The following is a 22,275-nucleotide window of genomic DNA, read 5'->3' as shown; positions in this document are numbered from 1 at the left end:
CGACAGACCAGGAGCACGGGGCGACACTTGACCCCCTGCACGCCAGTCCCAGAGGAAGGTGCACGAGTGTCCCGCCGCAGAATCGGCTTCTGGTACCGCCTGGCGGCGGTCATCGCCAAACCCCCCCTGGTGGTTCTGTTCAAGCGGGACTGGCGCGGAACGGAACACATTCCGGCCGACGGCGGATTCATCACCGCCGTCAATCACAACTCGTATCTGGACCCGCTGTCCTACGCGCATTACCAGTACAACACCGGACGGGTCCCGCGTTTTCTCGCCAAGGCCGGCCTCTTCAAGGGATCGTTCGTCGGCACCATGCTGCGCGGCACCGGACAGATCCCCGTCTACCGCGAGACGACCAACGCCCTGGACGCCTTCCGGGCCGCCGTCGACGCCATCGAGCGCGGCGAGTGCGTCGCCTTCTACCCCGAGGGAACCCTCACCCGCGACCCCGACATGTGGCCGATGGCCGGCAAGACCGGCGCCGCCCGCGTCGCGCTGCTCACCCGGGCCCCGGTCATCCCGGTCGCCCAGTGGGGCGCCAACCTCGCGATGCCGCCGTACGCCAAGGAGAACAAGCTCAGCCTGTTCCCCCGCAAGACACTGATCGTGCAGGCCGGCCCGCCCGTCGACCTGGCACGTTTCTACGACCAGGAGCCCACGCCCGAGGTGCTGCGCGAGGCGACGGAGGTCATCATGGCCTCGATCACCGCGCTCCTGGAGGACGTCCGCGGCGAGCAGGCGCCGGCCGAACCGTACGACCACCGCAAGGCCCGGCTGGAACAGCGGCGCAAGGCCGCCGGGGAGGGCATGAAGTGACCAAGGCAGCCGTATTCGGAACCGGATCATGGGGCACCGCCTTCGGCATGGTGCTCGCCGACGCGGGGTGCGAGGTGACCCTCTGGGGCCGCCGCGCCGAACTCGTCGAGGCCGTCAACACCACCCGTACCAACCCCGACTACCTCCCGGGCGTCGAACTCCCCGCGAACGTGCGGGCCACCACCGACCCCGCCGAGGCCGCCCGCGACGCCGACTTCACCGTCCTCGTGGTGCCCTCGCAGACCCTGCGCGCCAACCTCGCCGAGTGGGCCCCCAAGCTCGCCCCCGACACCGTCCTCGTCTCCCTGATGAAGGGGGTCGAACTCGGCACCGCCGAGCGGATGAGCGAGGTCATCATCGAGGTCGCCGACGTGCCCGCCGAGCGCGTCGCCGTCCTGACCGGCCCCAACCTGGCCAAGGAGATCGCCGGCCGGCAGCCCGCCGGCGCCGTCGTCGCCTGCGCCGACGAATCGGTCGCCCAGCGGCTCCAGGCCGCCTGCATGACCCCGTACTTCCGCCCGTACACCAGCACCGACGTCGTCGGCTGCGAACTCGGCGGCGCGGTGAAGAACGTCATCGGGCTCGCCGTCGGCATCGCCAACGGCATGGGGCTCGGCGACAACTCCAAGGCCACCCTCATCACCCGCGGCCTCGCCGAGACGACCCGGCTCGGCCTCGCCATGGGCGCCGACCCGCTCACCTTCGCCGGTCTCGCGGGCCTCGGCGACCTGGTCGCCACCTGCTCCTCGCCGCTCTCCCGGAACAACACCTTCGGCACCAACCTGGGCCGCGGAATGACCCTTGAGGAGACCATCGCGGCCACCAAGCAGACCGCCGAGGGCGTCAAGTCCTGCGAGTCCGTGCTCGATCTGGCCCGCCGCCACGGCGTCGACATGCCGATCACCGAGACGGTCGTCTCGATCGTCCACGAAGGCAAGCCGCCGATCGTCGCCCTCAAGGAACTGATGTCGCGCAGCGCCAAGCCCGAGCGCCGCTGACGGACCCCGCCGGGGCGCGCACTACGCCGGACGCGCGCGCGGCGGCCGGGGCTCTCAACCGCGTCGAACACGCAAGGTACGCTCAACGCGTTATGAGCGAGAACACCCAGAGCACCCGCAAGCCGCGCGTGGCCGTCGTCTTCGGCGGACGCAGCTCCGAGCACGCCATCTCCGTCGTCACGGCCGGCGCCGTCCTCAGCGCCATCGACCGGACCAAGTACGACGTGCTGCCCATCGGCATCACCACCGACGGGCGCTGGGCGCTGACCGCCGACGCCCCGGAGCGGATGGCGATCGCCGAGCGTTCCCTGCCGACCGTCGCCGACCTCACCGAGTCCGAGCAGGGCGGCGTCGTCCTCTCCGTCGACCCGGCCAACCGCGAGGTCGTGTACGCCGAGCCGGGCTCCGTGCCCAAGGCCCTCGGCGAGGTCGACGTCGTCTTCCCGATGCTGCACGGCCCGTACGGCGAGGACGGCACCCTCCAGGGCCTGCTGGAGCTCTCCGGCGTCCCCTACGTCGGCGCGGGCGTCCTCGCCTCCGCCGTCGGCCAGGACAAGGAGTACATGAAGCGGGTCTTCACCTCCTTCGGGCTGCCCGTCGGCCCGTACGAGGTCATCCGGCCGCGCGAGTGGGAGCAGAACCCCGCGGCCGCCCGCAAGAAGATCGTCGAGTTCGCCGCCGACCACGGCTGGCCGCTCTTCGTGAAGCCCGCCCGCGGCGGCTCGTCGATGGGCATCACCAAGGTCGACGACCTCTCCGGCCTGGACGAGGCCATCGAGGAGGCGCGGCGCCACGACCCCAAGATCCTCGTGGAGTCGCTCCTGCGCGGCCGCGAGATCGAGTGCGGCGTCCTGGAGTTCGAGGACGGCCCGCGGGCCAGCGTGCCGGCCGAGATCCCGCCCGTCACCGACCACGACTTCTACGACTTCGAGGCCAAGTACATCGACTCGGCATCCGGGATCGTCCCCGCGCCGATCGGCGACGAGGCCACCGCCGAGGTCCAGCGCCTCGCGGTCGCCGCGTACGAGGCCGTCTCCTGCGAGGGTCTGGTCCGCGCCGACTTCTTCCTCACCGAGGACGGCGACTTCGTGATCAACGAGATCAACACGATGCCGGGCTTCACCCCGATCTCCATGTACCCGCGCATGTGGCAGGAGAGCGGCGTCAGCTACCCCGAGCTGGTCGACCGGCTGATCCAGGCCGCGCTGAACCGCTCCACGGGCCTGCGCTAGGTCCTGCGCCAGAGACGAGCCCTAGGCCGTGTCCGGAACGTCTGGCCCCGCCCTGCGGGCGGACGGCCATACTTTCCGGACACGACCTACGCGCACTCGGGGTCGAGCGCGCAGGGAACGGCCTTCAGCACGGGGGCGGCGAGATCCGCGAGCGGGCCGGCGTCATGGACGTACCGCTCCGCCAGGCTCACCTCGACGTACGTCTCGCGGTACACCGAGGTGAACCGGGGTCCGCCGCCCTCCGGCCGCTCCAGCATCCAGCGCACACCGCCCACCGCGACGCCCTGCGACTGCGGATCGCTCATCTTTTCGGGCCGGGGGACTCCGCAGCGCAGTACGATCGCGGCATCCCCCCACGCGGCGGTCAGCTCGGAGTCCGGCTCAGGATCGCTGCGCTCCAGCCCCGCCACCGTGTCGGGAAGCTCCTTCGCCAAGGCCTGGCAGAGGGCCGCTTCCCCGGCCGGTGGGCTGGGAACCGGGACCGAGGCCTCGGCGTCCGTGGAGGAACAGCCCGCGACGGCCAGCAGCACCAGGGCGGATGCGACGGCGGCGGGCAGGCCGAAGGGCCGGTGGGAAGACATCACCGGCCAAGGGTAGACGGGGGCTACAGATGCACGACCGGGCAGGTGAGGGTCCGCGTGATGCCGTCCACTTGCTGGACCTTGGCGACCACCATGCGGCCCAGTTCGTCGACCGTGTCTGCCTGGGCGCGGACGATGACGTCGTACGGGCCCGTCACGTCTTCCGCCTGGATCACTCCCGGGATCTTGGAGATGGTGTCGGCGACGGTCGACGCCTTGCCCACCTCGGTCTGGATGAGGATGTACGCCTGTACCACGGAACCTCCAGGGCGGCCACGAGGATCTTGTGGGAGAAAGGGACGCCACGGTACCGCGTCGCCGCGGGCCGCGGGGAGACCTGCGCGCCCCGAGGCGCCCACAGTGTGGCGTAGTCAGGACAACAGTTGACGGTCACTCGACGGTCTGATCGACGTTACCGCACGACAACACGAGGTGAGACGCGGTGAAGGGCACAGTAGGAGAGCTGGGGGAGTTCGGGCTCATCAGGGAGCTCACCTCCCGGCTCACCTCCACCCCGGCGGTACGGATCGGACCCGGCGACGACGCCGCGGTCGTCTCCGCGCCCGACCGGCGCGTGGTGGCCAGTACGGACATCCTCCTCGAAGGACGTCACTTCCGCCGCGACTGGTCGACGGCGTACGACGTCGGCCGCAAGGCGGCCGCGCAGAACCTGGCCGACATCGCCGCGATGGGCGCCGTCCCCACCGCGCTCCTGCTCGGCCTGGTCGTCCCGGCGGAACTCCCGGTCACCTGGCCGACCGAGCTGATGGACGGCCTGCGGGACGAGTGCCAGGTCGCGGGCGCGGCCGTCGTCGGCGGTGACGTCGTGCGCGGCGACACCATCACCGTCGCCATCACCGCCCTCGGCGACCTGCGCAACCACGACCCGGTGACCCGGGGCGGGGCGCAGCCCGGCGACGTCGTCGCGTACACCGGCTGGCTCGGCTGGTCCGCCGCCGGCTACGCGGTGCTCTCCCGCGGCTTCCGTTCCCCGCGCGCCTTCGTCGAGGCGCACCGGCGGCCCGAGCCGCCGTACCACGCGGGCCCCGCGGCGGCGGGGCTCGGCGCCACCGCCATGTGCGACGTCAGCGACGGACTCATCGCCGACCTCGGGCACATCGCGGAGGCCAGCAAGGTCCGGATCGACCTGCGCTCGGGGCTCATCGACATCCCGACGCAGATGCACGACATCGGCCAGGCCGTGGGCGTGGACCCGCTGCAGTGGGTGCTGACCGGGGGCGAGGACCACGCCATCGTCGCCACCTTCTCGCCCGACGTGAAGCTCCCGGCCCGCTGGAAGGTCATCGGCGAGGTCCTCAACCCCTCCGCGCTGCCGCAGGTGACCGTGGACGGGGCGCCCTGGCACACCAAGGGCGGCTGGGACCACTTCGGCGGCCACGAGTGAGCCCGCGACCGACGCCCCCGCCCGCGCCCCCGTCTCCGCCCGCGCCCCCGTTCGCGCCGCTGCCCCTGGTGCTGACCGTCGCCGGGTCCGACTCCGGCGGCGGCGCCGGGATCCAGGCCGACCTGAAGACGATGCTCGCCCTCGGCGTCCACGGCATGAGCGTGATCACCGCCGTCACCGCGCAGAACTCGCTGGGCGTACGGGGCGCCTGGGAACTGCCCGAGGAGGCGGTACGCGCCCAGTACCGCGCCGTCGTCGACGACATCGGCGTGCAGGCGGTGAAGACCGGCATGCTCGCGTCCGCCCCGCTGGTGGAGACGGTCGCCGAACTCCTCGCGGGGACCGGGGCGCCCGTCGTCGTGGACCCGGTCGGGGTCTCCAAGCACGGCGACCCGCTGCTGGCGGCCTCGGCGCTCGACTCCGTACGGACGAAGCTGCTGCCGGTCGCCACGGTGGCCACACCCAACCTGGACGAGGTGGCGCAGCTCACGGGCGTACGGGTCGGCTCGGAGGCGGATCTGCGGGAGGCGGCGGCGGCGATCCTGTCGTACGGGCCGCGCTGGGCCCTCATCAAGGGCGGGCACCTCGAGGGCGAGGCGGTCGATCTGCTGACCGACGGCACCGAGGAGCTGTGGCTGCGCGCGCCGCGCCTCGACAACCGGCACACGCACGGCACCGGCTGCACGCTCGCCTCGGCGGTGGCCTCGGGCCTCGCGAAGGGGCTGGCCGTGCCGGAGGCGGTGCGGGAGGCGAAGGAGTACGTGACGGGGGCGATCGCGGCCGGCTTCGCGCTCGGCGCGGGGATCGGCCCGGTCGACCACGGCTGGCGGCTGCGCGGCTAGGAGCCGGTGCTTCGGGGGCCGGTCCTTGAGGGGCCGGTCCTCGGTGCAGGCGCTTGTGAGGGGCCGGTCCTTCGGGTCAGGCCCTGTGGCCTTCCGCGTCCGGGTACGGCGAAGGGCCGGTTCACCGAGGTGAACCGGCCCTTCAAGGCAACCGCAGGGGCTGCGCTACGACGAAGCGTCGGCGGGATCTTCCCCGCTGACGCGGGGAGCATCACTTAGCGCGAGACCTTGCCGGCCTTGATGCACGAGGTGCAGACGTTGAGCCGCTTCGGCGTCCGACCGACCACGGCACGCACACGCTGGATGTTCGGGTTCCAGCGACGAGACGTACGGCGGTGCGAGTGCGAAATGTTGTTGCCGAAGCCCGGCCCCTTGCCGCAGACGTCGCAGTTGGCAGCCACGGGTCACTCCAAAGACTTCAGATTTACAGTGAAATCCGGCGCACCGGAATCAGAGTTCTGAAGTGGCTTGCCGGGGGAATGGCCCGACTCTCGCCGGGCAACCGAAGCAGCATACAACGGCTGCTCCCGTAGAACGAAACTACCACGGTCACCGCGGCCCCCGCCCCCGCCCCAGGTCACGACCGGGTCTACCCTGCGGTGAGCCCACCGCAGACGCCGCTAGCAGGAGGACCACCCGTTGCCGGAAGCCCCGCAGATCCTCGACGCCGCAGCGGTCCGAGCCTGGTGCGTACGGGCGCTGGAGACGCTCGGCCGGGAGCGCGAGGAGATCGACGCGATCAACGTCTATCCGATCGCCGACGGGGACACCGGCACCAACCTCTACCTGACGGTCGAGTCCGCCGCCCAGGCCGTCGAGGCGGTCTTCGCGGCGGACGACCCGGACGCGGCGGACGCCGTGCGCGCCATGGCCCACGGCGCCCTGATCGGGGCCCGGGGCAACTCCGGGACGATCCTCTCGCAGCTGCTGCGCGGCATGGCGTCCGTGCTCGCCGACGGCCGTGACGGGGATCACCTGGCCCGCGCGCTCGCAGCGGCCGCCCGCGCGGCGCGCGAGGCGGTGGCGCACCCGGTGGAGGGAACGATCCTGACCGTCGCGAGCGCGGCGGCCGGCGCCTGCGAGGGCGGCGGGAACCTGGTGGCGGTGGCCAGGGGGGCGTACGAGGGGGCCAGGACGGCCCTGGAGGCGACCCCCGGACAACTGGCCGTCCTGGAGCGCGCCGGCGTCGTGGACGCGGGCGGACGGGGTCTGGTGGCCGTCCTCGGAGCGCTGGTGGAAGCCGTGTCCGGGGAGGCGCAGGTGCGGCCGGCCGCCGTCTCCGTCCCCCTGGTCTCGTCCGAGGACTGCGCCCCCGAGGGCGGCCCGGCCTTCGAGGTGATCTACCTCCTGGAGGCGGAGGACGCCGCCGTGGAGCGGCTGCGCGCCCGGCTGGACGCCCTCGGCGACTCCCTGGTCGTCGTGGGCGGCGACGGGCTGTGGAACGTGCACGTGCACGTCGACGACGCGGGCGCCGCGATCGAGGCCGGCGTGGAGGCGGGCCGTCCGCACCGGATCCGCATCACGCACTTCGCCGGTGCCCCGGAGGTACGGGAACGGCTGCGGCGGGCGGTCGTGGCGGTCGTCCCGGGGGAGGGGCTCGCGGGCCTCTGCGCGGAGGCCGGCGCGACGACCGTGCTGGCCAGGCCGGGGGAGCCGCCGGCCAGCGGGGAGCTCGTGGACGCGATCCGGCGGGCCCACGCGTGCGAGGTCGTCCTGCTGCCGAACGACACCGACCTGCGGCACACCGCGGGCGCCGCCGCCGAGCAGGCCCGCGCGGAGGGCGTCCGGGTCGCCCTGATCCCGACCCGCGCGGCCGTCCAGGGCATCGCGGCGCTGGCGGTCCACGAGCCGGACCGGCGCTTCGACGAGGACGTCGTGGCGATGACGGCGGCGGCGGGGTCGACCCGGTACGCCGAACTGGCCGTCGCCGAACACCAGTCCTTCACCTCGGCCGGTGTCTGCCAGGCCGGCGACATCCTCGGCCTGATCGAGGGCGACGTCGCGGTGATCGGCCAGGACCTGACGACGACGGCCCGCACGGTCCTGGACCGGATGCTCTCGGCCGGCGGCGAACTGGTCACCCTGATCGTCTCGGACGCCACCCCGCCGACCCTCGCGCCCGCCCTGGAACGGCACGTCCGCGACACGTACCTGGCGGTGGACACGACGACCTACAGCGCGGGCAGGGGCGCGCCGGCGCTGCTGATCGGCGTCGAGTAGACCCGGACGACCCACCGGGGCGTGGGGGACGTCGCCCTCGTCCCCCACCCACCTGTCACGAACCGACGCGCTCCAGGACCGCCTCCGCCTCGGCCCGCCGCTCCGCCGCCGCCTCGTCCTCCGGAGCGGAGCCGTACTGCGCGAGCACTCCCCGGGCCAGCTCGGCCGCCGCCGCCCCGTCCTGTCGGCGGACATGGAGCCACGCCGCGAGCAGCTCCGCCGCCGTCCGGCGGTCGCGGAACTCCGGACCGGCCGAGGTGAACTCCGCCGCCGCCCGCGTCGCGTACGACAGCGCGACGCCCAGCTCCCCGGCGTCCACCTCCCCGTCCCCGAGCAGCTCCGCCGCCTGGATGTACGTGTCCCCCCGCGCCGCCACGTCCGCGCCGCACGCCTCCGCCGCCGCGTCCATGAGCGCCCGCCCGGGACCGCCCGCGCCGGCGATCCAGGCCCGGACCCGCAGGGTCCTGACGTACGCGGCCGTGTCGCCCAGTCCGCGCCACAGCTCGCCCGCCCGCTCGTACGCCGAAGCCGCCTCCGGCCGCAGCTCCGCCTGGAGCAGCGCCTGACCGGCCAGGTTCGCGAGCATCGCGTGGTCCCGCTGCTCCGGCCACTCCTTGGCCAGCTCCGCCGCCCGCAGCCACTGCTCGGCCGCCGAACGGGGCTCGTTCAGGGTCACCAGGCACTCGCCGAGCCACCACAGCGTCTGCACCACCATGCCGTCGCCGTGCTCGTCCACGGAGAGGTCGGGCAGCACCGACTCCAGGACCGCCGCGGCCTCCTCGACTCGGGACTCGCGCAGAAGCCACCCGCCCAGCTGGTGCCGGGCGTACGCGCCGATGCCCCGGCTCTCGCCCGCCTCGTCGGCCCAGTGCGCGGCCTCCAGGGCGTGGTCGGCCGCCTCGCCGAACCGCCCGACCGAGCCGAGTACTTCGGCGAGCTGCAGGCGGAGGCGGGACTGCCCGGCGGCCCCGGCGTGGTCCACACCGTGGTCGAGGGCGGCCCGCGCGGCGCGCTCGGCGGTCTCCAGGTCACCGATCCGCAGGGCGATCCGGGAGAGCCGGGCCTCGGGCTCGACGGCGAACCAGGGCAGCTGGGCCCCGTGGTACAGCTCGGCGGCGTACGCGTACCGGCGCGCAGCCTCCTCGGCGTCCCCGGCGCGCGCGGCCAGGTCACCCCGTACGGACTCGGCCTCGGCGACCCGATCGGTCACCAGCGGATCCCCGCCGTGCGCGGAGGCGAACGCGAACAAGGCGTCGAGCGCGTCCCCGAGGGCGTCGACAGCCGCGCCACCCCCGCCGGGCCCGGCGGGGGTGGCCTCCTCGCCGGGCCCGGCGGCCACGGCCTCCTCGCCGGGCCCGGCGGCCCGGGCCTCTCCGCCGGGTTCGGCGGCACCGACCCCCTCGCCGGGTTCGGCAGCGTCCGTCCCCTCGCCGGGCCCGGCGGCCCAGGCCGCTCCGCCGGGTTCGGCGGCACCGGCCCCCTCGCCGGGTTCGGCAGCGTCCGCCCTCTCGCCCCGCGCGGCGGCGTCCGTCCTCTCGCCCCGCGCGGCAGCCACGGCCTCCTCGCGAAGCTCGGCGGCCACCGCCTCCTCTCCCCGTCGCTCAGCCGCCGCGTCCTCGTCCTCAAGCCGCAGAAGTCCCAGCCGTACCCGGGTCAGCAGTGCCCCCGCCAGTTGTCGCGGGGTCGCCGCGCCCTCCGTGTGGAGGGTGCGGAGGCGGGTGATCGCCTCCTCCAGCGTCGACGTGGCCTCCGAGGCGTGGTCGTCCAGGGCGAGGGCGAACGCGGCCCTCGCGCGGGCCGCCTGGGCCTCGCCGGGGGCGCCCGCCGTCTCGTAGCCCTCGGCCGCGCGCAGGAACAGCCGGACCGACTCCGCCGGCCCCTGTGCCATGGCCATGGCCCGGTGGTCGTCCAGTTCGGCGCGGCCGAGCACGTCCAGTTCGACGTCCGCCGACGCGGCCACCGCCTCCCACGCGGCGCGCGCCGCCGGGTTCCGCCGAGCCGACAGGCGCCGCGCCTCCGCCAGCAGGTCGCGCGGCTCCACCGCGCGCGTGGAGGCCGCCGGCACCGCGACCGGTCCCGCCGCCCGTACCCCCAGCGGCAGCCGGTCGAGGAGCGGCGCCGCGTCCATCCGGGCCCGCGCCCGCTCGCTCACCCGCCCCGTGCCGTTGCGCTCGTCGAAGCGCCGGGCGAGCGCCAGCGCCTCCACGCGCGCGTGGGCGCCCAGTTCGGCGGCGGTCCACGCCTCGCCCGTCTCCCGCGCGGGACCCGGCACCGACTGCCCGCCGAGCCCCAGCGCGACCAGCCGGTCCATGAGCAGCGCCGTCACGGACAGGAAGTCCAGCCGGCTGTCCGGGTCGCCGCCGTCGGTGAAGTACGCCGGCCGCTCCGCCAGGAGCTCCATGCCCCGCGCCTCGTTCCCGGTCAGCGCGCAGAACTCGATGTGGTCCGCCACCGCGCCGCGCATGCTCTCCATCGGCCGCACCAGACGGTAGCCGCGCAGGTGGTTCACCCGTGCCTCGTCTCCCCGTCCGAGCCGCACCAGCGGCAGCAGCGAGGAGGCGAGGACCGCGTGCGGTTCGTGCGCGCAGCTGTGCTCGCCCGCGAGCACCGGCCCCCAGATCCGCAGGGCCTGCTCGTCCTCGCCCCGCTCCGCCGCCCACCCGCCCTGACCGTGCAGCTCGCACGCGTGGCAGTCGGCCATCCGGTCCCGGTCGGCCGCCAGCCACGCCCCGTACGCCCGCTCCGCGCGCGCCAGGTCGCCGATGTGCCGGGCCACCCGGAACTCGCCCTGCCGCACAGCCCGTTCGGAGTGGCCCGCCAGCCGGTAGCGGTGCTCCATCTCGGCGAGCCACTTCTCGATCGACGCCAGCGGGATGTGCGGCTGGTCGAGCATGCCGCTGGAGACCCACTTGAAGACCCAGTGCAGGGTGTGCGTCTCGTACGCGTCGAAGTCCGCGGGGTTGTCGTCCCACATCCGCAGCAGCCGCGAGAAGGGCACGAACATCTTCGCCTTCTCGGAGCTGTAGTTGTACGCCTGGAGCTGGTGCCCGAGCGCCTCGATGACGGCCAGCGGCTCGCCGAGCTGCTCCGCCTCCACCAGCAGCCGCTCCGCGCGCGCGTTGCGGGCCGGCCCCTCCGGCTGCTGGGCGTTCTCCCGCAGGGCCTCACGCAGCGCCTCGAAGGTCAGGGTCATGCCTCGTTCTCCCCGTGGTGGGTGGCCCACGCGAGCAGTCCCGCGAACGCCCGGTTGAGCAGCGCCGAGTCGGCCGGCCGCAGCGGCCGCTGCGCCATCAGCAGCGCCTGTCCGTACAGCGCCTCGACCGCCGTCCCGGCCAGCTCCCGGTCGTCGAGCGCGCCGATCCGGCGGACCACCGGATTCAGGTGGTTGAGCACCAGCCGGGCCCTCGGCGCGCTGCCGCGCAGCGAGCCGAGGATCCCGGCCCACAGGTCGTCCGCCCGCTCCTCGGCCTCCGCCCGGGCCTGCTCGTGCCGGGCCGCGCGGTCGTCCAGGTGCAGCGCCGGGACCGTCAGGGGGTGGAAGGAGCGCAGCGACACGTCGCAGCCCAGCGGATCCAGCGTGGCGCGCGCCACCGACAGGAACGCCGACAGGGCCAGTTCCTGCGCCGGGTCGACGGAGTCGAGATGGGCGGTGACGGTGTCGGCGTCCAGTTCGGCGACGGCGGTGCCCCGAAGAACCTCGGGGAGCCGTTCGACCAGCTCCGTGTCGTAGGTGTAGCCGCCGTTGACCACGCCGATGCCCTGCGCGGTCGCGATCGCGGCGACCTGCCGGTACTCCTCGACGCTCCGGGTGTAGTGCACGACCGGGTGGCGGCGGGCGAACTCCTCGAGGGAGAGCCGGCCGTCCGTCGTCTCGAACGGCAGCCACGGGAGCATCAGCCGCAACATCTCACCGTCGTGCCGGGCCAGCGACTTCACCCCGAGGTGGTGCACGGCCAGGAACTCCTCCAGGCGCTCCGGGGAGCCCGCCGCGAGCCCGCCGAGCCACTCCCGTACGGCCGCGCCCAGCGCGTCCCGTACGCCGGCCAGCGTCTCGTCCTCGTACAGCGACTCGCGCGAGGCCGTCGGCCGCAGGCTGTCCGTGTCGAGGACGCAGCGGACGAAGAACGCCCAGTCGGGCAGCAGCCCGTCGGCCCGCTCCGTGAGCAGCATGCCCTTCAGGTGCACCCGGTGCCCGGCGCGCTGGGCGGGGCTGACCGCCGACGGCAGCACGTACGCCACGCCCCGGATCCCGGCCAGCGGCAGGTCCAGGTCGATCGAGTCGAGCGGGGTGAAGCCGAACGTCTCGCGGCAGTGGCCGGCCAGCGCGACCCGCCGGGCGGCCGGACTCGGGTACGCCCGGTCCCAGGGCGCCGGCAGCTCCGTGACCCGCTCGTCCCCGACCCGTACGTCGTACGGGAGGAGGGAACCGAAGGTCCGGGCGAGCGCGAGCACCCGCTCCTCGGTCAGCCACTCCCCGGAGCCCGGGCGCGCGGTGAGGTGCACGGTCGTGCCCGGCTCGGTACGCGCGCCGTCCGGGAGCGTACGGACGGTGTACGAACCGTCGTCACGGGCCGTCCACTCGACCGGCGGCTCGGCGGGCGTCCGGGCGCTGCGGCTGACCACCCGGATCTCGCCGGCGACCACGAAGCAGGCGAGCAGGCCGATGCCGAACTGGCCGAGGAACTCGGCCCGCGCGCTCGCGATGCCCGCCGCGTCCGCCCGCTTCGAACTGCGGCCGATCGTGGCGAGCAGGCTGTGCACGTCCCGCTCGGTCAGCCCGATGCCGCTGTCCTCGACGCGCAGGCCCGCGCCGTCGGCGTACAGCCGGACCCGGGCGGGGGCGTCGGGCTGCTCGGCGCGGCGCGCGGTGATCGCGTCGACGGCGTTCTGCAGCAGCTCGCGCAGGTAGACCCGCGGGCTCGAGTAGAGGTGGTGGGAGAGGAGATCCACGAGTCCGCGCAGATCGACCTGGAAGGTGTGCGGTGTCTGATCAGCAGTCATCGTCGCTGCGCCGGTGGGGGGACGAGCGACGGCGCGGGTCGGGCGATCCCGGCGGGCGGTGATCGCGGAGCGGGGAGGGTGGGCGTCATCCTAGGCGTCACGGCGCCGACGTGACCAGGGGATTTGCACAGCCTGCGGGACGGGTGTCAGTGCGGTGGTGTGCAATGGAAGGCGTGCCAGTGCTCGACGAACCCCTGAAGAAGCTCCTCGGTGCCGCCACCGCGAAGGTGATGGCCGACCACCTCGACCTGCGGACGGTCGGGGACCTCCTCCACCACTACCCCCGGCGGTACGCCGAGCGCGGCGAGCTCACCGCCCTCGCCGACCTGCCGCTGGACGAGCACGTCACGGTGGTCGCGCAGGTGGCGGACGCCCGCGTGCTGACGTTCAACAAGGGCGGCCGGGGCAAGGGCCAGCGCCTGGAGGTCACGATCACCGACGGCAGCGGCCGGATGCAGCTCGTCTTCTTCGGCCGGGGCGTCCACTTCCACCAGAAGGAGCTGCTGCCGGGCCGGCGCGGGATGTTCGCCGGCAAGGTCGGGGTCTTCAACCGCAAGCTCCAGCTCACCCACCCCGAGTACAAGCTGTTGGACGCCGAGAGCAGCGACGAGACGGTCAAGGCGTTCGCGAACGAACTCCTGCCGATCTACCCCGCCTGCAAGCAGCTGGAGTCCTGGACCATCGAGCAGTCCGTCTCCATCGCCCTGGACTCCCTGACCGCCACCGGCTGGGCCGGGCTCGCCGACCCGCTGCCGTCCGCCCTGCGCGAGGACCGTGGCCTCGCCGAGCTGCCCGAGGCGCTCCAGAAGGTCCACCGGCCGCGGACCAGGGCCGACATCGAGGACGCCCGGCAGCGACTCAAGTGGGACGAGGCCTTCGTCCTCCAGGTCGCCCTCGCCCGCCGCCGGTACGCCGACACCCAACTGCCCGCCGTCGCCCGCACCGCGTCCCCCGGCGGACTCCTGGACGCCTTCGACGCCAAGCTGCCGTTCACCCTCACCGACGGCCAGAGAAAGGTCTCCCAGGAGATCTTCGACGACCTCGCCACCGAGCACCCCATGCACCGCCTCCTCCAGGGAGAGGTCGGCAGCGGCAAGACGATGGTCGCCCTGCGCGCCATGCTCGCGGTCGTCGACGCCGGGGGACAGGCCGCGATGCTCGCGCCCACCGAGGTCCTCGCCCAGCAGCACCACCGGTCGATCACCGAGATGATGGGCGAGCTCGCCGAGGGCGGCATGCTCGGCGGGTCCGAGCACGCCACCAAGGTCGTCCTGCTCACCGGCTCCATGGGTACGGCGGCCCGGCGCCAGGCCCTGCTCGACCTGGTCAGCGGGGACGCCGGGATCGTCATCGGCACGCACGCGCTGATCGAGGACAAGGTCCAGTTCCACGACCTCGGCCTGGTCGTCGTCGACGAGCAGCACCGCTTCGGTGTGGAGCAGCGCGACGCCCTGCGTGGCAAGGGGCACACCCGGGGCGAGCGGCGCACGCCCCACCTGCTGGTCATGACCGCCACGCCGATCCCGCGGACGGTCGCCATGACCGTCTTCGGCGACCTGGAGACCTCCGTCCTGGACCAGCTGCCCGCCGGCCGCTCCCCGATCGCCAGCCATGTCGTGCCCGCCGCCGACAAGCCGCACTTCCTCACGCGCGCGTGGGAGCGGGTGCGCGAGGAGGTGGAGAAGGGCCACCAGGCCTACGTGGTCTGCCCCCGCATCGGCGACGACGAGGACGAGAAGAAGAAGCAGAAGCAGAAGGCGTCCCCCGAGGACGAGGCGGAGAAGCGGCCGCCGCTCGCCGTCCTGGAGGTCGCCGAGAAGCTCCGCGCGGGCCCGCTCGCCGGACTCCGGGTCGAGGTCCTGCACGGCAGGATGCACCCGGACGACAAGGACGCCGTCATGCGACGCTTCGCCGCGGGCGAGGCCGACGTGCTGGTCGCCACCACCGTCATCGAGGTCGGCGTCAACGTCCCGAACGCCACAGCCATGGTGATCATGGACGCCGACCGCTTCGGCGTCTCCCAGCTCCACCAGCTCCGCGGCCGCGTCGGCCGCGGCTCCGCCCCCGGCCTCTGCCTCCTCGTCAGCGAGATGCCCGAAGCGAGCCCCGCCCGCCAGCGGCTCAACGCCGTCGCCTCCACCCTCGACGGCTTCGAGCTCTCCCGGATCGACCTGGAGCAGCGCCGCGAGGGCGACGTCCTCGGCCAGGCCCAGTCCGGCGTCCGTTCCTCGCTGCGGATGCTCACCGTCATCGACGACGAGGAGGTCATCGCCGCCGCCCGGGAGGAGGCCACCGCCGTCGTCCTCGCCGACCCCGACCTCACCGGCCACCCCGAGCTGTGCACCGCGCTCGACGCCCTCCTGGACAAGGAACGGGAGGAGTTCCTGGAGAAGGGATGAGCCAGGCCCTCGGACGGACAGACGCGTCCCCGCGCCGTCCGCCATAAGCTATTGCGCACGCAATGGTTTATGGATACGAGGACCTCAGATGACCCGCGTGATCGCCGGCACGGCCGGCGGACGCCGACTAGCCGTGCCCCCGGGCAACGGCACCCGCCCCACCTCCGACCGGGCGCGGGAAGGCCTCTTCTCCACCTGGGAGGCCTTCCACGGCCTGGCCGGCGCCCGGGTGGCGGACCTGTACGCGGGCTCCGGCGCCGTCGGTCTGGAAGCCCTCTCCCGGGGCGCGTCCCACGCCCTGCTCGTGGAGGCCGATCCCCGGGCGGCGAAGACGGTACGGGAGAACATCCGCGCCCTCGCCCTGCCGGGGGCCGAACTGCGCACCGGCAAGGCCGAGCAGATCGTCACGGGCCCGGCCCCGGCGGAGCCGTACGACCTCGTCTTCCTCGACCCGCCGTACGCCGTCTCGGACGACGATCTTCGGGAGATCCTCCTCACACTCCGCTCCGGGGACTGGATCGCGGACGACGCGCTCGTCACCGTGGAGCGCAGCACCCGAGGCGGGGAGTTCGGCTGGCCGGCCGGTTTCGACCCGATGCGGTCCCGTCGTTACGGCGAGGGAACGTTTTGGTACGGTCGCGCCGCCTCTACGTGCGAAGACGCACGATGACCGGACCGGAGAGCGAGGGACCCACGTTGCGCCGCGCCGTCTGTCCGGGGTCATTCGACCCCATCACCAACGGACATCTCGACATCATCGCCCGCGCTTCCAAGCTGTACGACGTCGTGCACGTCGCGGTGATGATCAACCAGTCCAAGCAGGGGCTGTTCACCGTCGACGAGCGGATCGAGCTGATCCGCGAGGTCACCGCCGACTTCGGCAACGTCGAGGTCGAGTCCTTCCACGGCCTCCTCGTCGACTTCTGCAAGCAGCGCGACATCCCCGCGATCGTCAAGGGCCTGCGCGCGGTCAGCGACTTCGACTACGAGTTGCAGATGGCGCAGATGAACAACGGGCTCTCGGGCGTCGAGACCCTGTTCGTCCCCACCAACCCCACCTACAGCTTCCTGTCGTCCTCCCTGGTCAAGGAGGTCGCCGCGTGGGGCGGCGACGTCTCCCACCTGGTCCCGCCTGCCGTCCTCGGCCGGCTCACCCAGCGCCTCGCCGAGCGGCGCGCCCAGCAGTGACCCCCGGCGACCGTCCCTGACGGTCCGTCACCTGGTGTCGGGCGGGGGACGACTGCCCTTACAGTCGTCCCGTCCGTCTCCATCCAGCTGTAGAGAGTGGCGAGCACCCGGTGGACGTGCAGAAGAAGCTCGACGAGATCGTCTCGACGATCACCAACGCCCGCTCGATGCCCATGTCGGCGTCCTGTGTGGTCAACCGCGCCGAGCTGCTCGACATGCTCGAAGAGGTACGGGAGGCCCTGCCGGGCTCCCTGGCCCAGGCGCAGGAGCTGCTCGGCGGGCGCGAGCAGATGGTCGAGCAGGCACGCCAGGAGGCCGAGCGGATCATCTCCGCCGCCCACGCCGAGCGCGGCTCGCTGATCTCCGACACCCAGGTCGCCCGCCAGTCCCAGGACGAGGCGGACCGGATCCTCTCCGATGCCCGCCGGGAGGCCGAGGAGATCCGCGCCGAGGCCGACGACTACGTCGACTCCAAGCTCGCCAACTTCGAGGTCGTCCTCAACAAGACCATCGGCTCCGTCGACCGCGGCCGCGAGAAGCTGCTCGGCCGCGGCCCGGGCCCCGACCAGGGGTACGCGGACCCCGCGGACGACGACGCCCCCGAGTACAGCGCGGACCCGCAGACCCTGATCAGCAGGGCCGACGAGTACGTCGACGCCAAGCTCGGCGCCTTCGAGGCCGTCCTGTCCAAGACCCTGGAGGCCGTCGGCCGCGGCCGGCAGAAGCTGCACGGGCGGATCGCCACCGACGACCTCGGCGCGCACATGGCCGCCCAGGACGCGGCGGGCGGCTCCGTGCACACCAGCGACGCCGACTACCTGGCCGGACTCGCGGAGCTGGCCGACCCCGTACCGGCCGCGCCCCCGGTCCACCAGCAGGCCCCGCAGATCCCGGCCCAGCAGCCGGACCCGTACGCCTACCAGCAGGTCCAGCACCAGGACCCGTACGGGTACCAGCAGCAGGACCCCTACGCGTACCAGCAGCAGCCGCAGCACCAGGACCCGTATGCGTACCAGCAGCAGTACGGCTACGACCAGCAGCCGCAGCACCAGCCCCAGCACCCGTCGCAGCCGCAGGCCGCCGCGCTCGACGAGACCAGCTTCTTCGACACGAGCATGATCGATCTGGAGCAGCTGCGGCAGTACGAGCAGGGCCACGGTCATGGTCAGGGCCACTGACCGAACGGTTCCCCGGGCCCGGATTGGGCCCTGAGCGAAGCGTCCAGTATCCTGGCTCTTCGGTCGCGCGTATGCCCGCGATCCACGCTGCCCGCTTCGTCCTCCGAGGCGAACACGGCAGCCTCCTCACGATCCGAAAGCAGGAAAAGCCCTGAGCACGCGCCTTGACCACCGCAACCCCCTCGTGTTCGACACACACGAGCTGGGGCGGCGTCCTGGTGCCCTTCAGCGGCTCTCCCGCTCGGTCTCGGCCCCCACGAACCTCGGTGTCGAAGGGGTTGTCGGTGTGCCGGAAGGCGCGCCCGTGGAGATCGATCTCCGTCTTGAGTCGGTCATGGAAGGGGTGCTTGTCACAGGCACCGCCCGTGCATCGGCCGAGGGGGAGTGCGTAAGGTGTCTGGAGCCCGTCGAGCTCGATCTCGACGTGGACTTCCAGGAGATGTTCTCGTACCCCGACTCCGACGACCGGGGCCGCTCCAAGGCGGTCGCGGACGACGAAGCCGAGGACGACGAGGACATGATCCCCCTCGAGGACGGCATGTTCGACCTCGAACCCGTGCTGCGTGATGCGGTGGTGCTCGCACTGCCGATGCAGCCGGTGTGCCGGGAGGACTGCGCGGGTCTGTGTTCCCAGTGCGGAACCAACCTGAACGACAACCCGGACCACCACCATGATGCCGTCGACATGCGTTGGGCGGCACTGCAGGGACTCGCCGGTTCGCTGGGAACCGATGAGAAGGACAACATGAGCGGCGCCGAAGCTGGCGTCGACGAGAAGCAGGAGAAGTAGCCGTGGCTGTTCCGAAGCGGAAGATGTCGCGCAGCAACACGCGCCACCGCCGGTCGCAGTGGAAGGCTGCGGTCCCCACCCTGGTTTCGTGTGAGCGTTGCCAGGAGCCGAAGCAGCAGCACATCGCGTGCCCGAGCTGCGGCACCTACAACAAGCGCCAGGTCCTCTCGGTCTGAGTGGCTGGTGAGAGGCGCGATGTCTGAGTCCATCAAGACGGACAATGCCTCGTCCCACACGCTTCTGGAAGGGCGGCTCGGGTATCAGCTCGAGTCCGCCCTTCTGGTGCGTGCGCTGACGCACCGCTCGTACGCGTACGAGAACGGCGGTCTGCCCACCAACGAGCGGCTGGAGTTCCTCGGGGACTCCGTGCTCGGCCTGGTGGTCACGGACACGCTGTACCGCACCCACCCCGACCTGCCCGAAGGCCAGCTGGCCAAGTTGCGGGCCGCGGTGGTCAACTCGCGTGCGCTGGCGGAGGTCGGTCGCGGCCTCGAACTCGGCTCCTTCATCCGGCTCGGCCGGGGCGAAGAGGGCACGGGTGGCCGGGACAAGGCTTCCATCCTCGCCGACACCCTTGAAGCGGTGATCGGCGCGGTCTATCTCGACCAGGGCCTCGACGCGGCCTCGGAGCTGGTGCACCGGCTCTTCGACCCGCTGATCGAGAAGTCCTCGAACCTCGGTGCGGGCCTGGACTGGAAGACCAGTCTCCAGGAGCTCACCGCGGCCGAGGGTCTGGGTGTTCCGGAGTACCTCGTCTCCGAGACGGGTCCGGACCACGAGAAGACCTTCACTGCTGCCGCCCGCGTCGGTGGTGTCTCGTACGGCACCGGCACCGGCCGCAGCAAGAAGGAAGCGGAGCAGCAGGCGGCGGAGTCCGCATGGCGCGCGATTCGCGCGGCGGCGGACGAACGCGTGGCGGCGGCGAAGGCCGCGGCCGAGGCTGTCGTCACCGGCGGCGCCGGCGACGCGGTTCCGGCCGGCGACGTCGTCCCGGCCGGTGAGCGGCCGGAGTCCGGCGGGGCGCCGACGCCCGCCGACGAGGCTTCCGCCTGACCCTTCGTCTTCCGACGCCCCGGGCCGGGACCCCCTTGCGGGTCCCGGCCCGGGGCGCTCCTGTGTCGGTGCCCGGCGGTAGGCTTCGGGCAGCGTTCCCGTAGACCCTCCGGAGGAGTCCCGTGCCCGAGTTGCCCGAGGTCGAGGTCGTACGGCGCGGTCTTGAGCGCTGGGTCGACGGGCGGACCGTGGGCGAGGTCGAGGTCCTGCATCCGCGGGCCGTGCGCAGGCACCCGGCCGGCGGTCCGGACTTCGCCGCCCGCCTCAAGGGCCACCGCTTCGGGACCGCGCGCCGGCGCGGCAAGTACCTGTGGATCCCGCTCGCGGACGCCGACATCTCCGTCCTCGGTCACCTCGGAATGAGCGGCCAGCTGCTCGTGCAGCCCGAGAGCGCCCCGGACGAGAAGCACCTGCGGGTCCGCGTCCGGTTCCAGGACGGGCTCGGCACCGAGCTGCGCTTCGTCGACCAGCGGACCTTCGGCGGGCTCTCGCTCCACGACAACACGCCGGACGGACTGCCGGACGTCATCGCGCACATCGCCCGCGACCCGCTGGACCCGCTCTTCGACGACGCGGTCTTCCAGGCCGCCCTCCGCCTGCGCCGCACCACGATCAAGCGGGCGCTCCTGGACCAGGCGCTGATCAGCGGCGTCGGCAACATCTACGCGGACGAGGCGCTCTGGCGCGCCAAGCTGCACTACGAACGCCCGACCGCCGCGCTGACCCGGCCCCGCTCGGCCGAACTGCTCCAGCACGTCCGGGACGTGATGAACGCGGCCCTCGCCGCGGGCGGCACCAGCTTCGACAGCCTGTACGTCAATGTGAACGGCGAGTCCGGGTACTTCGACCGCTCGCTCGACGCCTACGGCCGCGAGGACGAGCCGTGCCGGCGATGCGGGACCCCGATACGCCGGCGCCCCTGGATGAACCGGTCGAGCTACTTCTGCCCGCGTTGCCAGCGCCCGCCGCGCGTCACGACCTGACCGGCTCGCGGGCCGCGTCGTACCGCTCGCGCGCCGACAGGACCTGCGGCATCCGGCCCTCGACCAGCTCGATCAGCCCGACCAGACGCTCGGCGACCTCGCGGCCCAGCGGGGTGAGGGTGTAGTCCACCCGGGGTGGGTTGGTCAGCTGCGCCTCGCGGTGCACGAGCCCGTCGCGCTCCAGGGCGTGCAGGGTCTGCGACAGCATCTTCTCGCTGACCCCGTCGACCCGGCGCCGCAACTCGTTGAAGCGGAACGTGCCGTCGTGGAGCGCGCCGAGGGTGAGGATGCCCCAGCGGCCGGTCACGTGCTCCAGCGTGGCGCGCGACTGACAGGCCCGGGCGAACACGTCGAAGGCGAGGTCGTCACTCATGTCCTTCACCGTACTCCGGCACAGCGCTCACCAGGGGGGTGTGCTCACCCATGGTGAGCGCACCCCCCTGGGCGGGACGAACGTCAGAAACCGAAGTCCTGCGTCCACCACGGGCCGCCGTCGGCGAAGTGCACGCCGACGCCGAGGGTGGTGTAGTCGCAGTTCAGGATGTTCGCGCGGTGGCCGTCGCTGTTCATCCAGGACTCCATCACGGCCGCGGCGTCCGCCTGGCCACGGGCGATGTTCTCGCCGCCCATGCCGGTGACGCCCGCCTGGCGGGCCCGCTCCCACGGGGTGTCGCCGTCCGGGTCCGTGTGGTCGAAGAAGCCGCGCGCGGCCATGTCCTGGCTGAACGCGCCGGCCAGCTTCGCGAGCGCCGCGTCCGAGCGCACCGCGCTGCAGCCGACCTTGGCCCGCTCCGCGTTGACCAGCCGGACGACCTCCGCCTCGGCGGCGGCCGCCCGGTCCTGCGTCGGCGCGGCGGGGGCCTCGGCGCGGGGGACCGGCTTCGTGGTCGTCGGCACCGGCTTCGGTGTCGCCGTCTTCGACGGCGGGGCGACCGGCTTCGTCGGCTTCGGCGGGGTGGTCGCCCTCGTCGGCTTGGGCTTGGGCTTCGGCTTCGCCGTCGACGGGGTCGCGGAGGGGGACTTCGTCACCGGGCTGGAGCGCGGAGCGGTCGGCGCCTTCGGCGCGGAGGGCGAGGCGGAGGTGGACGACGGGCCGGTCGGCGTCGCGGACGAACCGCCCTGCGTCGTCAGCTCCGGAGCCTGCCGGGACTGGCTCTGCTCCTTGTCGGTGCCCACGCTGCCGACGGTGAGGGTGTCCCCACCGGGCAGCAGGCCCGAGGTGACGGCGACCGCGCCGACCGCCACCGCGGCGGAGACGCCGAGCAGTCCGGTGCGCACGGCACCCCGCTTCCTGCGGGCCCCCCGGTGCCGGCGGTCCGTACCGGCCGCGTAATCTTCTGCGGCGGGCGCGGCGCCGGAGCGACGATGGCGTCCCATCTGCTCTGCCTTCCTGACGTCCTGTGCTGACTCCGCAGTCCGCGGCGACAGGTGCCGACGGTGCTGCGGTCTTTGCTGATCTTTGCTTTCGCGGACCCGTGCGAGGGTCGTCGAGGAGACACGCCCGAACGGGTGAGCCTCGTTCGGTCGGGACTGTACGCCATGACGCACGGGGCTGACGTGCCTCTTGAGTAATTGGTTCGTTAGCG

The 22,275-nt window shown here is 72.9% G+C and carries 21 protein-coding genes; 14 read left to right on the top strand and 7 right to left on the bottom strand.

Features of this window, described 5'->3' with window-relative positions; translation table 11 throughout:
• Window positions 1-66: 66 nt before the first annotated feature.
• The 3 genes from ACIPPS_RS00735 to ACIPPS_RS00725 all read left to right on the top strand — a co-directional run bounded on the left by ACIPPS_RS00735 (window position 67) and on the right by ACIPPS_RS00725 (window position 3,049).
• Entirely contained in the window at window positions 67-819 is a 753-nt protein-coding gene (locus ACIPPS_RS00735) for a lysophospholipid acyltransferase family protein (RefSeq protein WP_401425174.1), read from the top strand.
• Window positions 816-1,817 (top strand): NAD(P)H-dependent glycerol-3-phosphate dehydrogenase, encoded by a 1,002-nt coding sequence (locus ACIPPS_RS00730; RefSeq protein ID WP_401425172.1) that lies wholly within the window; start codon window positions 816-818, stop codon window positions 1,815-1,817. Before ACIPPS_RS00735 ends, ACIPPS_RS00730 begins: the two co-directional genes overlap by 4 nt.
• 92 nt (window positions 1,818-1,909) lie before the next feature.
• Window positions 1,910-3,049: a D-alanine--D-alanine ligase family protein gene (locus tag ACIPPS_RS00725; RefSeq protein ID WP_401425169.1), complete on the top strand. Its 1,140-nt coding sequence runs from the start codon at window positions 1,910-1,912 to the stop codon at window positions 3,047-3,049.
• Window positions 3,050-3,135: 86 nt separating this feature from the next.
• Here ACIPPS_RS00725 and ACIPPS_RS00720 read toward each other — a convergent pair whose 3' ends face one another.
• Window positions 3,136-3,630, bottom strand: coding sequence for a DUF3515 domain-containing protein (locus ACIPPS_RS00720; RefSeq protein WP_401427139.1), 495 nt, complete (start codon window positions 3,628-3,630; stop codon window positions 3,136-3,138).
• 23 nt (window positions 3,631-3,653) lie between these two features.
• Window positions 3,654-3,887: an Lrp/AsnC family transcriptional regulator gene (locus tag ACIPPS_RS00715; RefSeq protein WP_017947604.1), complete on the bottom strand. Its 234-nt coding sequence runs from the start codon at window positions 3,885-3,887 to the stop codon at window positions 3,654-3,656.
• A 185-nt stretch (window positions 3,888-4,072) separates the two neighbouring features.
• Here ACIPPS_RS00715 and ACIPPS_RS00710 point away from each other — a divergent pair, with 185 nt between their 5' ends.
• Window positions 4,073-5,035, top strand: a complete 963-nt coding sequence (locus ACIPPS_RS00710) for a thiamine-phosphate kinase (RefSeq protein ID WP_401425167.1) — start codon at window positions 4,073-4,075, stop codon at window positions 5,033-5,035.
• Window positions 5,036-5,094: 59 nt separating this feature from the next.
• Window positions 5,095-5,877 (top strand): bifunctional hydroxymethylpyrimidine kinase/phosphomethylpyrimidine kinase, encoded by a 783-nt coding sequence (gene thiD, locus ACIPPS_RS00705; protein WP_401427137.1) that lies wholly within the window; start codon window positions 5,095-5,097, stop codon window positions 5,875-5,877.
• Window positions 5,878-6,092: 215 nt separating this feature from the next.
• On the opposite strand, the gene rpmB is transcribed toward thiD, so the two are convergent.
• Window positions 6,093-6,278 carry a 50S ribosomal protein L28 gene (rpmB, locus tag ACIPPS_RS00700; protein ID WP_003957616.1) on the bottom strand — a complete coding sequence of 62 codons (186 nt, stop codon included), beginning with the start codon at window positions 6,276-6,278 and terminating at the stop codon, window positions 6,093-6,095.
• 238 nt (window positions 6,279-6,516) lie between these two features.
• Between rpmB and ACIPPS_RS00695 the strand changes: the two genes are divergently transcribed.
• Window positions 6,517-8,097, top strand: coding sequence for a DAK2 domain-containing protein (locus ACIPPS_RS00695; RefSeq protein WP_401425164.1), 1,581 nt, complete (start codon window positions 6,517-6,519; stop codon window positions 8,095-8,097).
• A gap of 55 nt (window positions 8,098-8,152) precedes the next feature.
• Here the strand turns inward: ACIPPS_RS00695 and ACIPPS_RS00690 are convergent, their stop codons facing one another.
• Window positions 8,153-11,290, bottom strand: a complete 3,138-nt coding sequence (locus tag ACIPPS_RS00690; protein ID WP_401425162.1) for a tetratricopeptide repeat protein — start codon at window positions 11,288-11,290, stop codon at window positions 8,153-8,155.
• Window positions 11,287-13,098 carry an HSP90 family protein gene (locus tag ACIPPS_RS00685; protein ID WP_401425160.1) on the bottom strand — a complete coding sequence of 604 codons (1,812 nt, stop codon included), beginning with the start codon at window positions 13,096-13,098 and terminating at the stop codon, window positions 11,287-11,289. The genes ACIPPS_RS00690 and ACIPPS_RS00685 overlap by 4 nt, the downstream gene beginning before the upstream one ends.
• Before the next feature lie 164 nt (window positions 13,099-13,262).
• Here ACIPPS_RS00685 and recG point away from each other — a divergent pair, with 164 nt between their 5' ends.
• From recG to mutM, 8 genes are all read left to right on the top strand, one after another.
• Window positions 13,263-15,497, top strand: a complete 2,235-nt coding sequence (gene recG, locus ACIPPS_RS00680; RefSeq protein ID WP_401425158.1) for an ATP-dependent DNA helicase RecG — start codon at window positions 13,263-13,265, stop codon at window positions 15,495-15,497.
• 88 nt (window positions 15,498-15,585) lie between these two features.
• A complete protein-coding gene (rsmD, locus tag ACIPPS_RS00675; protein ID WP_401425156.1) occupies window positions 15,586-16,167 on the top strand; it encodes a 16S rRNA (guanine(966)-N(2))-methyltransferase RsmD in 582 nt (193 codons plus the stop codon).
• Between the two features lie 26 nt (window positions 16,168-16,193).
• Entirely contained in the window at window positions 16,194-16,685 is a 492-nt protein-coding gene (gene coaD / locus ACIPPS_RS00670; RefSeq protein ID WP_401427135.1) for a pantetheine-phosphate adenylyltransferase, read from the top strand.
• 110 nt (window positions 16,686-16,795) lie between these two features.
• Window positions 16,796-17,863 (top strand): ATP synthase F0 subunit B, encoded by a 1,068-nt coding sequence (locus ACIPPS_RS00665; RefSeq protein ID WP_401425153.1) that lies wholly within the window; start codon window positions 16,796-16,798, stop codon window positions 17,861-17,863.
• A 151-nt stretch (window positions 17,864-18,014) separates the two neighbouring features.
• On the top strand, window positions 18,015-18,653 hold the full coding sequence (locus ACIPPS_RS00660) for a YceD family protein (RefSeq protein ID WP_401427133.1): 639 nt from the start codon (window positions 18,015-18,017) through the stop codon (window positions 18,651-18,653).
• A 2-nt stretch (window positions 18,654-18,655) separates the two neighbouring features.
• Window positions 18,656-18,829 (top strand): 50S ribosomal protein L32, encoded by a 174-nt coding sequence (gene rpmF / locus ACIPPS_RS00655; RefSeq protein ID WP_030496967.1) that lies wholly within the window; start codon window positions 18,656-18,658, stop codon window positions 18,827-18,829.
• Window positions 18,830-18,848: 19 nt separating this feature from the next.
• On the top strand, window positions 18,849-19,706 hold the full coding sequence (rnc, locus tag ACIPPS_RS00650) for a ribonuclease III (protein ID WP_401425150.1): 858 nt from the start codon (window positions 18,849-18,851) through the stop codon (window positions 19,704-19,706).
• Between the two features lie 122 nt (window positions 19,707-19,828).
• Window positions 19,829-20,689 carry a bifunctional DNA-formamidopyrimidine glycosylase/DNA-(apurinic or apyrimidinic site) lyase gene (gene mutM, locus ACIPPS_RS00645; protein ID WP_401425148.1) on the top strand — a complete coding sequence of 287 codons (861 nt, stop codon included), beginning with the start codon at window positions 19,829-19,831 and terminating at the stop codon, window positions 20,687-20,689.
• Here the strand turns inward: mutM and ACIPPS_RS00640 are convergent.
• Both ACIPPS_RS00640 and ACIPPS_RS00635 read right to left on the bottom strand, forming a co-directional pair.
• The gene (locus tag ACIPPS_RS00640; protein WP_401425145.1) at window positions 20,679-21,062 is read right to left on the bottom strand and encodes a winged helix-turn-helix transcriptional regulator; all 384 of its coding nucleotides are present in this window, start codon (window positions 21,060-21,062) and stop codon (window positions 20,679-20,681) included. The genes mutM and ACIPPS_RS00640 overlap by 11 nt on opposite strands.
• Before the next feature lie 83 nt (window positions 21,063-21,145).
• Window positions 21,146-22,066 (bottom strand): CAP domain-containing protein, encoded by a 921-nt coding sequence (locus tag ACIPPS_RS00635; protein WP_401425143.1) that lies wholly within the window; start codon window positions 22,064-22,066, stop codon window positions 21,146-21,148.
• Window positions 22,067-22,275 lie beyond the last annotated feature (209 nt).

The organism is Streptomyces sp. NPDC090127, assembly GCF_044746945.1.
In the GTDB taxonomy this organism is placed as follows: Bacteria; Actinomycetota; Actinomycetes; order Streptomycetales; family Streptomycetaceae; genus Streptomyces.
This window is presented reverse-complemented; position numbering and strand designations above follow the sequence as displayed.